Source organism: Emticicia aquatica (assembly GCF_923079645.1).
GTDB classification, from domain to species: domain Bacteria; phylum Bacteroidota; class Bacteroidia; order Cytophagales; family Spirosomataceae; genus Emticicia; species Emticicia aquatica.
In genome coordinates, this window is sequence record NZ_CAKLPY010000004.1 from 74,538 (window position 1) to 85,712 (window position 11,175).

General features: G+C 33.1%; 9 protein-coding genes. 5 read left to right on the top strand and 4 right to left on the bottom strand.

The window, feature by feature from the left end:
• Positions 1-150 precede the first annotated feature (150 nt).
• Positions 151-792: a carbonic anhydrase family protein gene (locus MJQ71_RS18325; protein WP_238808349.1), complete on the bottom strand. Its 642-nt coding sequence runs from the start codon at positions 790-792 to the stop codon at positions 151-153.
• Positions 793-1,104: 312 nt separating this feature from the next.
• On the opposite strand from MJQ71_RS18325, the gene MJQ71_RS18330 reads away from it, so the two are divergent.
• The 3 genes from MJQ71_RS18330 to MJQ71_RS18340 all read left to right on the top strand — a co-directional run bounded on the left by MJQ71_RS18330 (position 1,105) and on the right by MJQ71_RS18340 (position 5,542).
• Complete coding sequence (locus tag MJQ71_RS18330) at positions 1,105-3,600, top strand: DEAD/DEAH box helicase (RefSeq protein ID WP_238808351.1); 2,496 nt, start codon at positions 1,105-1,107, stop codon at positions 3,598-3,600.
• 124 nt (positions 3,601-3,724) lie between these two features.
• Complete coding sequence (locus MJQ71_RS18335) at positions 3,725-5,020, top strand: OmpA family protein (RefSeq protein ID WP_238808353.1); 1,296 nt, start codon at positions 3,725-3,727, stop codon at positions 5,018-5,020.
• Between the two features lie 15 nt (positions 5,021-5,035).
• Positions 5,036-5,542, top strand: coding sequence for a GNAT family N-acetyltransferase (locus MJQ71_RS18340; protein ID WP_238808354.1), 507 nt, complete (start codon positions 5,036-5,038; stop codon positions 5,540-5,542).
• Positions 5,543-5,579: 37 nt separating this feature from the next.
• Here the strand turns inward: MJQ71_RS18340 and MJQ71_RS18345 are convergent, their stop codons facing one another.
• On the bottom strand, positions 5,580-7,079 hold the full coding sequence (locus MJQ71_RS18345; RefSeq protein ID WP_238808355.1) for an aminotransferase-like domain-containing protein: 1,500 nt from the start codon (positions 7,077-7,079) through the stop codon (positions 5,580-5,582).
• A 76-nt stretch (positions 7,080-7,155) separates the two neighbouring features.
• Between MJQ71_RS18345 and MJQ71_RS18350 the strand changes: the two genes are divergently transcribed.
• Complete coding sequence (locus tag MJQ71_RS18350; RefSeq protein WP_238808356.1) at positions 7,156-7,575, top strand: GNAT family N-acetyltransferase; 420 nt, start codon at positions 7,156-7,158, stop codon at positions 7,573-7,575.
• A complete protein-coding gene (locus tag MJQ71_RS18355; protein WP_238808357.1) occupies positions 7,572-8,207 on the top strand; it encodes a pyridoxamine 5'-phosphate oxidase family protein in 636 nt (211 codons plus the stop codon). Before MJQ71_RS18350 ends, MJQ71_RS18355 begins: the two co-directional genes overlap by 4 nt.
• A 65-nt stretch (positions 8,208-8,272) precedes the next feature.
• Here the strand turns inward: MJQ71_RS18355 and MJQ71_RS18360 are convergent, their stop codons facing one another.
• On the bottom strand, positions 8,273-9,526 hold the full coding sequence (locus MJQ71_RS18360; protein ID WP_238808358.1) for an alkaline phosphatase family protein: 1,254 nt from the start codon (positions 9,524-9,526) through the stop codon (positions 8,273-8,275).
• Positions 9,527-9,600: 74 nt separating this feature from the next.
• Entirely contained in the window at positions 9,601-11,079 is a 1,479-nt protein-coding gene (locus MJQ71_RS18365) for a hypothetical protein (protein ID WP_238808359.1), read from the bottom strand.
• Positions 11,080-11,175 lie beyond the last annotated feature (96 nt).

The window sequence follows — 11,175 nt, forward strand, 5'->3', positions numbered from 1 at the left end:
TTGGGTTTGCAATAAAGGTAGTCAATTCTTCAATGCCTTTTATTTCTTTAGTATATTTTTTCTAATAACTACAAAATATCCTCATAAACTAACCGTGAATTTAAGGGCTGTGCTGGTCTTGCATAATGGTCATATTTGGCCTTAAATTTGTCAAGCTGTGTACTTGAAGCTTCCATTTTTTACCCCTTGCGAGCAAGGTGGCGTAGTGAGCGAACCAATGTAGGTATAATATTTTCTATCGGTTGGCAAAATTGTATTCATATCAATGGTTGTACTTGTGATTATTTCTTTTTCAGCAGTCCAATTGGTCAAAACTGCATCAAACAATGGATTATTTGCTCCGTTTGTCATAAAAAAACCAACAACTAATAAAGCTCCAGAAGTAGCATTTTGGTGAACTAAGTGAACTTCCATATCAGAAGCAGTTCGATCCAATTTATGTTCGCTGTGATAATAAAATTGATTAAAATCGTATTTAATACCATTATAAGTTACACTATTTGTGCCGTTGTTTACCACTTGCAAAGTGTGGCCATTGTCAACGATTTTCATTTGAAATGGACTATAAGAAAAAGTTAAATTGGGTAAATCAGTCTTGATTGTATTCGAAGTAATAATATCGACTGGTGATTGAATTGTACCTGCACATTCAGAATAGCCTTCGTTTACCCAGTCAGTATTTTCATAGTCCCAATGTGCAGATTGTGGTTCAATTTCTTCAGTTTTAGAACACGAGAAAATAAATAATGGAACAGCAATACCAATTGCCTTTAATGGTAGTTGTATTTTCACTTTTTGAGTAATCTAGGTTAGTAAAAAATTATAAAAAACTCTGTTTTAAGCCTTAATACAGAGTTAAAATCAAAATTAAAAACTCTTTTCTTCTTCTAAAATATATTATACATATTTGTCAGCAAATTCTTTCAACGATTACCTATTTTTTCAAGCAAAAAAGTTAAATCAAACAAAAAAATCATAACTAATCTTCTCCCTTTTTCATGAATATCTGCTTCTTTAAAAACTATGAATTCATGCAAAACTTTTCAAATCACGAAAAATTCGTAAATTCGGGCAGTTTTTTAGATACTCGCAAAAAACATCCCAATGGCAACCCAAAAATCTTCCAAAAGCAAATCTGCTAAGAAAAAAAAAGTAGAAACGCCTAAGAAAATCCCATATTACCGAAAACCAGACGAACTAACGCTCGACCAATGGCAAATTGCTCTCAGAAAACAGTTTGGGCAAGATAACGAGTTTGTGATTAATAATATTGGGACAGAAAAGTTTTTTTCGGATTTTCAGGTCACCAATAATGCCACCAACAATTCCTACAAAGTTGCTATCAGAAGTGCCGATGATTCTCAAAATTTTTGCGAATGCCTAGATTTTAAAACAAATCGTTTGGGGGTTTGTAAACACATAAGTGCAACAATGCTTTATCTAAGTCGGATTCATGGCTCAAAAAAAGCATTTAAAGATGGTGGATTTCAACCTCATTATTCTTCTGTTTACCTTGATTACCGTAACGGACGGCAAATTAAAATTCGGATTGGCTCCGAAAATCAAGAAGCTTATCTTTCTTTAGCAAAAACATATTTTGACCAAAACTTTGTTCTGAAACCAGCTTCTTTTAGTGTTTTTGAGCTTTTTTTGGAAGAAGCAAATAAATTAGGCGAAAGCTTTAGATGTTATCCTGATGCCCTTGATTTCGTGATTGGCGAGCGAGATAAAATTCGCCGACGTGATTATTTATGGCGAATTATGCCTGATGGAGAAGAAGACAAAGCATTCAACGGTCTCGTAAAAACTGAACTTTTCCCTTATCAAAAAAAAGGGGTGTTTTTTGCTGCATTGGCAGGTCGAAGCCTCATTGCTGACGAAATGGGTCTTGGTAAAACACTCCAAGCCATCGCCACAGCCGAACTTTATAGAAAAGAATTGGGTATCAATCAAGTGCTAATTGTTTGCCCGACTTCACTAAAATATCAATGGAAATCTGAAATTGAAAAATTTACAGATAGCAATGTTCATGTCATTGAAGGCACGCTACTTAAACGAAAAGCTCAGTACGAATTTGTGGATGCATTTTACGTCATTGTTAGTTACCATACAATGACAAATGACCTTGATTTGCTCAACAAAATGGAAGCAGATTTGGTCATTTTAGATGAAGCCCAACGTATCAAAAACTGGAAAACGAAGGTTTCGCAGCAAATAAAAAAACTCATCACTCCTTATGCAATTGTATTAACTGGTACACCGTTGGAAAATAAGTTGGAGGAATTATATTCAATTACCCAATTTATTGATGTCTTCCGAATGGGGCCAATTTATAGATTCCTGAATCAATATCAAACAACTGATGATGCAGGAAAAGTAGTTGGCTACAAAAATTTGCACGAAATTTCAAAATTGCTGGCAGATATACTTATTCGGAGAACGAAAAAAGAGGTTTTGTCGCAATTACCGAAACGAATGGATAAAAATTTGTTTGTGCCAATGACACAAGAACAGATGGATATTCATAACGAATTGGGCGATAATGTAGCAAAATTGGTTAATAAATGGCGTCGATATGGCTTTTTGAATGAAACAGACCGCAAACGTTTGATTCTTTCGTTGAGTCAGATGAGAATGGTTTGCGATAGTTCTTATATCCTCGACCAAAAAACCCGTCATGATACAAAAATTGATGAAGTAATGAATATTTTGGACGAGTTTTTTGAAAATTCGGACGAAAAAGTAGTTATTTTCAGTCAATGGGAACGAATGACCCGATTGGTTGCTCAAGAATTGGATAACCGCGGTGTTAAATTTGAAAATTTACACGGCGGAGTAGAAAGTTCTAAGCGAAAAGATTTGTTAGAAAATTTCAGAAATGACCCAAAAAGTAGGGTTTTTCTTTCGACTGATGCAGGTGGTGTCGGACTAAATTTGCAATCGGCCTCGTTATTAATTAACCTTGATATTCCTTGGAATCCAGCGGTTTTGGAGCAACGAATTGCCCGAATTTATCGCCTCGGACAAGAGCGAAATGTCTCCATTATCAACTTAGTTTCGACTGGCACAATTGAGCATAAAATGCTTGATGTCTTGAAATTTAAAGGTGCAATGGCTGAAGGCGTGCTGGATGGCGGTGAAGATACTATCTTCATGGGTGACGACAGATTTAAGCAATTTATGAGTTCGGTTGAGAACTTAACTGACGCCCCTCAAGAAGAAAACACGATTATTGATGTTATTGAAGAGCATGAAATTGAAGAGCAAGAATTTGTGAATGCTTTCGATAGTTCATCGACAGAAATACCTGAAAATAACGCAACATTTTTCGGTGATGATGATGTAAATGAAGAAGAAATATCGACAAATACACCAACTGTAAACCAAAATGATGCATTGATTCAAAGTGGTGTTCAGTTTTTTACACAATTAGCCCAAACATTGAAAAGCCCAGAAGAAACAAAAATTTTGATTGAACATCTCGTTCAAAGAGACGATTCTGGCAAACTTTACCTAAAAATTCCTATCGAAAATGAAGAAGTCGTGGCAGAAGCTTTACAAAGTTTAGGAGCTATATTTGGTGCATTTTTAAAATCATAAAACACAATTTAAGCCAATAAAAAATACTTTAATCAAACGTTATTACCCATATAATACACTAACCCCATTTATGAAAAGTTGTTCTCTGATATTAATTTTACTTACCATAATAAACACCTTGGCGATGAGCCAAGAAACCAAAAAAGTAACTTTAAAAGGAATAGTAAAAGACCAAAAAAGCAAAATGCCATTAGCGGCTCAAATCAAAATTATTTATAAAGATGTTCAACTCGGAATGCAAGAAGTAACAGCAAAAGCTGATGGAAGTTTTGAGGTTAGTACACTTCAGAAATCGTTGATTTTACAAGCGAGAGTAAGTGGTTATATTGTTTCAAATATTATGATGAACCTCGAAAATATCAATATTCCAAGTATTATTGCTGAAATCCCTTTGGTATTTAATGGAAGAGCTAAACGAAACCAACTTCTACTAGAATTTGCCGCTCAAAAAAAAGAATCTGAAAATAATGAGCCAATAAATAAACAAGTTTTTCAAGCAACTGATGCCATAGATGGTAGCAGTATTGCTGCAAAATTTCGCTTTATTGATACAAATAATAAAGAATTTTTAACACATAAAACCAGTCTTGAAACACCCGTTTTTGAGCATAATTTTGTAAAAAAAGAAAACTTTACGGTTGAGGTTACGGCCAATGGTTTTCAAAAATTTTTGAGTGATATTTCCATAGAAACATTTGATGCAACGATTCATGAAAACACAGCAAAACTCATAAAAAACATTTCTTTCCTTAATTTAATCGTTCAAAATGAAGCAGAATTACAGAATATTAATTTATTTCAAATTACTGACTTAGGACGAAAATCTGTGCTTTTGACTAAAAATAGTGATACATATTATGGCTCGCTTGTTGAAGGAGCAACTTACAGAGTTACTTTAAATACACATGTAGGCGAAGAAATTTCAAAAGAATTTGTTGCGTTTGAAGGGATTAATCAAGTTGTTATTGCTCTTCAACCAAAAAAACCAAAACCAACAAACACCGAGATTTCAAACAATAACCAATCAGTTGAAACGAAAGTTGTGCAAGTTCAGAAGCAAACATATCTAGTTGAAAATAAAACTGCAAATTTGGCTGCTCAAACCATTTTTTTCGACCAAAGTAGCTGCTCATTGAACAAAGAATCGAAAATATTATTGGAAGAAATCAGTAAAAAAATGTTGGAATCGCCAGAACTGACCGTAGAAATCACAGGACATACCGACAATATAGGCGACTTTCGACAAAACCAATATTTGTCTGAGTTTAGAGCAAAAGTAATTTCGAGTTTTTTGTTCAATAAAGGCATAAAAGACAGTCGAATAAAGCTAAAAGGGAATGGTAGCAATGACCCAAATAGCAGCAATGACAATGAAGAAAATCGTCAAAAAAATAGACGAGCTGAATTACGATTTTATTGATTTAATGATTGGAAAATGGAAATTATTCTCGAAATAGAAAGGTTAATTTTACGAAAATTCACACTTGACGATGCTACATTTGTAATTGAGTTATTGAATACGCCAACTTGGTTACAATATATCGGCGATAGAGGAGTTCATACGATCGAAGATGCAGAAAATTATCTATTAAATGGCAGCTTAAAAAGTTACCAAGAAAACGGCTTTGGGTTTTATGTTGTAATTGAAAAAGATAGTGGTTCATCTATCGGAATGTGTGGATTAATCAAAAGAGATACATTAGATGATATTGATATTGGCTTTGCTTTTTTGCCAAATTTATTGAGCAAAGGTTACGGTTTTGAAGCAGCATCAGCTACGCTAAAATATGCCCATGAAACGCTTAAAATACAGCGAATAATTGCTATCGTGAATCCAGATAATCATCGGTCAATTGGGTTAATTAAGAAAATTGGTCTAAAATTTGAAAAAATGATTCTTTTTCCACCCAAAAATGAAGAATTAATGCTTTTCGGAAATTGACCTTGTTTTCAGTCAAAACCAATTGTTAATCAACTATTTATGTGTTTTTTACTAGGCTTTTTTTCAATATATTAACACATTTTTCTAACTCATTAATGGTCGAAGAAGCAAAACCTAAACGAGTGGCATTGGCATTTCTATCTCTCAAATTATGCTGCAAACCATTAGAAAAATAAAGACCATATTTTAGTGCATTTTCTGCCGTTTTCACTAAATCAATTTGATTATCAAATTTTGTCCAAACTGCCATTCCTCCTTCAGGAATTTGAAAACTAACTTCATTTTTAAGGTCATTTTGTAATAATTCACAAAAAAAATCTCGTCTTTCTCTGTATTCTCGCAATGATTTCCGTAAATGCTTTTGAATAATTCCGTTCTGTAAAAGTTCGGCAATCGTATTTTCAAGAATTAAATCTCCTTGACGGTCAATAATTCGTCGAAAATGAGATAAATGCTCAACTATTTCTTCAGGGGCAATCAAATATCCTACCCTAAAAGCAGGTGAAATACTTTTGGTAAAAGAGCCTGAATACAACACAACGCCTGCTTTATCAGCACTAGCAAGTGGTAAAAGTGGTTTACTTAAATAATGAAAATCGTAGTCGTAATCATCCTCAAAAACTATAAAACGGTATTTTTGAGCCAAGTTAAGTAACTTTATGCGTCTGTCAGCTTTTAAAGTGACCGTTGTCGGATAATCATGGTGTGACGTTATGTAAATCAATCTGATGGTTTGTTGTTTGCAAATTTCTTCCAATAAATCAACTCTCATGCCATTTTCATCGCTTGGAATCGTCAAAATATTAGCTCCTGCGTGCTGAAAATTAATCTTTGCACTCGACCAACTCATTTCTCCAAGAACAACAAAATCACCTTTTTTTATAAAAGCCGTTGTGAGTAAATACATTGCCATCATTGTACCTCGTACAATCAAAATATTATTTTCTGTAATGCTTAACCCACGGCTTTCATTAAGGTATTTTGCCAATTCTTGACGCAGCCAATTTGACCCTTTCGTATCGCCATAACCTAACTTGACATACGAATTTCCATGAATTAAATTACTCCGATAAGCCCTTGACAAATCAAGTAAAGGAGCTAAACGAGGGTCAGGAAAACCATCATCCAAATGTAATTTATCAGAAGCTTTTATGACTTCTCTCTGTAAAACTGGTTTCGATTCAAAACTAAAACCTGCTTTTTTTACCGAAAAATATTCCGTCGAAGAGAGTTCCGTTTCTTTCAATCTTTGTGGTTTTATTTCTGGCAAATTATTGGCTACAAATGTGCCACTTCCTTGCTTAGTTTCGAGCCAACCTTGAGCCAATAAATCGTCTAAAACAACAACAATTGTTTTTCGATGTACGCCAAGCATTTCACTGAATTGTCTTGAACTTAATATTTTTTGACCCGATTTTAAAGTGCCATTCCGAATCAAATGAATTAATTGATTGCTTATTTGCTGATAAATCGGCATTTTAAGACTTTTATCAATCGATAAAAGTGATTTAAAAGGAATTAAAATTGGACTACTCATTTTCTATAAATTGGCTGATTATTTCCATCCAGTAAAAGTATAATTTTGTTTAATAATTATCAAAACAAAAGATTTTATGGAAATAAAAATCGCTCAAACCGAAGAACAATTTTCAAAATGTTTTAAAGTAATGCAAGCGTTACGTCCACATCTGACAAAAGCGTTGTTTTTGGAATTATTACCAAAAATGTACGCCGAAAACTATACTTTGATTTACATTGAAGAAAACAATGAAGCTATTTCTGCTTGCGGATTTCGGTATCTCACTTCATTATTTGATGAACGCTACATTTATATTGATGACCTTTCTACTTTGTCAGAAGCACGTGGAAAAGGACATGCAGGGAAATTGTTTGATTATGTAGTTGAAAAAGCAAAAAATGAAGGTTTGAAGGCCGTTCATTTAGATTCAGGGCATCAACGATATGATGCTCATCGTTTATATTTAAACAAAAAAATGAAAATTGTTTATCACCATTTTAGATTGGAATTATGATACAGCAAACTCCACGTACGACCACGAGCAGAATGCCTAAGCGTACAAATTATGATGAAACCTTAATCTATTCAATTTTAGATGAGGCTTTATTCTGCACAATCAGCTATTCGGTTGATAATCAGCCTTTTTCTATCCCAACTGCTTTTGTTCGTAAAGAAAACAAACTTTATATTCACGGGTCGGTTGGAAGTCATTTTTTAAGAGAAATCGAAAAAGGAATTCCTGTTTGTATGACTGTCATGCTAACCGATGCACTGGTTGTGGCAAAATCAGCTTTTAGCCATTCGGTTAATTATCGCTCTGTGATAGTTTTTTCAAATGCTGTTAGAATTGATGATTTTGATAAAAAATACGCTTTTTTCAAGGAATTAACCGAAAAAATAGTTCCAAATAGTTGGGAATATCTGCGACCAATGAAAGCCACTGAAGTGAATAAAACAATGCTTTTGGAATTTGACATTTCGGAGGCTTCGGCTAGAACTCGAAGTGGAATGCCAAACGATGAAGAAGAAGATAAAATATTGCCAATTTGGTCAGGAATTATTCCGATTCCAAGTAAAAGACTAACTCCAATTGCCGATGAATTGAGTGAAAAAATTGCTTTGCCCGAACATCTGAAAAATGGATAATCTCTCAAATTCACATCAAATGCAGTAAGCTATTTGTAACTACATTTGATGTGAATTATTAACGATTATTTTTTCAAAATTCCTTCTAAAACTTTAATATCTCCGTCAATTTTAGGCGGTGTAATTCCTAAAATTGCGGTTACAAAAGGATAAACGTGTATATTTTCAAATGTTGGAATCTTTTTGCCTTTCTTAATATTTGGGCCATTCGCATAGAATATTGCTCCCATTTCGGTCGTAATATATGGGTCAAAACCATGAACGCCCCAAACTTTGCGGGATTCTGGTTTTTTTGCCAAAGTTTCTTTTGAATAAAAACTGTAGCCTGGTTCGGCTATAAAAAACAAATCTCCAATGCGTGGATGCTCATTGAAGTGTAAATTTTCGGGAATGTCAGCTTTTTTATATATCTTAAAATGAATTTGTTTGGCAGCAATGGCATTGAAAACTTCCTTTTCTTTTGCTTTATTTTTCATGAAAATATTGGCGTGCGTACCATTATTTACAAAAATAAAATCGTTTTTCGACAAACCTTCAAGCAAGTCTTCTTGAAAAATAAAATACTCAAGTTTGTTTTGCATTTCGTACATTCCATGGTCAGAAACCAAGATTACATTTACTGGTAAATCCATTTTTTTCAAGCCATTCATCAACAATCCTACCAAACTATCGGCTTCCATAACTGCTTCTTTGGTTTTATCGCTGTTCGGGCCATATTCGTGACCTTGAGTATCAACCATTGAGAAATAAATCGTAATTAAATGAGGACGATCAACTTCGGGTAATTTTAGCCAATCGAAAACAGCATTTACTCGTTTTGTATGTGGTACCGTATCATCAAATCTGTGGTAATAACTCGGAAAAACGCCACCAATCGGCGTTTCAGAACCTACCCAAAAAAACGAAGCCGATTTCATGCCGTTCTGTTGAACCAATTGCCAAAGAGGTAACCCACCATAATAATAAGGGTCTTCTACTTTTTCACGCTGACGAATGGAATAAAATGTATCTCTACCTTTATCATAAAAAGTATTATCAACCAGGCCATGATGACTAGGGTAAAGCCCCGTTACTAAAGTATAATGATTTGGAAATGTTTTACTCGGAAATGAAGGCAACATTTTCTCGGCTGCTGCCCCTTTTTTGATAAATTTCTTAATATTTTTAGCATTGTACTTTTCAACATAATCATGCCTAAAACCATCAAAAGAAACCATTACAACATAAGGTACATTTTTGGTGATTTTTTGAGCGAAAGTTGCTAAAGAAAATAAAGAAAAAAATAAAATGGGTAATATTCTTTTAGAGATGAAGTGCATAACTTTTTTGATAAAATGACAATAAACTTCAAAATTAGAGTAAATAATTCTATTTGATAAAAATCCAATGTTATTTAATCAGTCAAATTTGCATTTATTATTTTCTTTTTCATCCATTGCTCAATTTGAAGAGATTTTAATAACTTATGTTGACTTGAAGAATCATTTAATTCATGAATTTTTTCTAAATAGCTCTCAAAAATACGCAATGGATTTATGGTTTTCTGAGTTACTTTTTTCAAAAAATCAAATAATAGATTTTCGAGAAAACCTTCTTGTTTATCAGCTTTTAGTTTTCGCTCAAATGAACGAATTTCATAGCGTAAATAATCAAAATTTGTTAATTCGTATTGCGTTATTAAAAACAAAAGTCTTGACTGAACGTAAATCTGATAAGAAAACGTACTTCGATAATTGTTGAGCATAAAATTCAAAAAACGCAAAGTTTCTTTGTAGTTTTCGCTCCAAAAATAAGTTATCGCAATGGTCAAACACAATTGTGCTTGCGAATTAAATGGCGTATTGCCGATAAGTTTTCCAATAGTTTGTTGCTGAGTTTCTAAAAATTTGGTGGCATTATCAAACTGATTTGTGTGGTTAAAAATCGTCAATTGATGATATGAAGTCAGAAGTTCAATTTGCAAATTCAAATCTTGCGAATCGGATGGAATATTTCTCAAACGATTAACAAAAAAAGGCATTTCAACATAGCGTTCCATGGCACATAAATCAGTCAAAATTCCATCTAACAAATAAATATAATAAGTCGGAGAATCGACCCAATGTTGTGCATTCTTCTGAAAAAGTGTATCTAATTCATAAAATATTTTCAAACTTCCTTCATGGTCTCCAATCATCATAAAATACGCTGATTGAAAATTAAGGTGAAGCTTTTGTGATTCAAATGAACGATAATTTCGGTTGTTTAAAATATTGTATTCCTCTAGTAATAAGTCGTTTAGCTTTGTTTTATCCTTTAAATTGTTCACTGTTCCTGTTCGCCAATATCGAATCAATAATATTTCATGCAAACTCGAATGACGATGAACTTGCATTTCGTGTTCTAGAATTTCTTCTATTTTTCGTTGTTTTTTTATCAATTCAAATTCATCCAAACCTGCCAACTGTAAGCGTGTCAAAAACTGCAATTCTAACTTTGCTGCCATCAAAAAATAAGTATATAATTCATTATCTAAAGCGGTTTGTTTTATTTTAGACAAATACTCGATACTTTCTTTTATGAAGCCTTTTCGGTGCAAAATTTGGGCATTTTTCAAGTCATTTATCAAACGATTTTCAAGATTTTTGTCATTTTCAACTTGTCTAAGGGCTTTCAAAAGATTATAAGTCAAGTGTTTTCGGGCAGCTTCCAAACCATGTTTTGTGAATGTTTTTTCGAGATTTCCAGCATCAATATTTTTCGTGGTCAACAAATATTCATACAATTTCAAGTACTTTTTATCACCTTCGTGCAAACTAGTCAATTGAGTAAAATATTTTTTTTCTGCCTTAGATAGGGTCTGAATGAGGTTTTGTAATATTAATATGTTCATCGAAAGGCAGTCTTTTTTAACTTTAGCTAATTATTATTACTAAACAATTAATTATCAATCTTTTAATTCAATTAAACTTATTTTACAATTAGCCAA

Coding starts and splice junctions, on each gene's coding strand:
- MJQ71_RS18360 (WP_238808358.1), bottom strand. CDS start 9,526: ATGCACTTCATCTCTAAAAGAATATTACCCATTTTATTTTTTTCTTTA.
- MJQ71_RS18355 (WP_238808357.1), top strand. CDS start 7,572: ATGATACAGCAAACTCCACGTACGACCACGAGCAGAATGCCTAAGCGT.
- MJQ71_RS18340 (WP_238808354.1), top strand. CDS start 5,036: ATGGAAATTATTCTCGAAATAGAAAGGTTAATTTTACGAAAATTCACA.
- MJQ71_RS18330 (WP_238808351.1), top strand. CDS start 1,105: ATGGCAACCCAAAAATCTTCCAAAAGCAAATCTGCTAAGAAAAAAAAA.
- MJQ71_RS18350 (WP_238808356.1), top strand. CDS start 7,156: ATGGAAATAAAAATCGCTCAAACCGAAGAACAATTTTCAAAATGTTTT.
- MJQ71_RS18365 (WP_238808359.1), bottom strand. CDS start 11,079: ATGAACATATTAATATTACAAAACCTCATTCAGACCCTATCTAAGGCA.
- MJQ71_RS18345 (WP_238808355.1), bottom strand. CDS start 7,079: ATGAGTAGTCCAATTTTAATTCCTTTTAAATCACTTTTATCGATTGAT.
- MJQ71_RS18335 (WP_238808353.1), top strand. CDS start 3,725: ATGAGCCAAGAAACCAAAAAAGTAACTTTAAAAGGAATAGTAAAAGAC.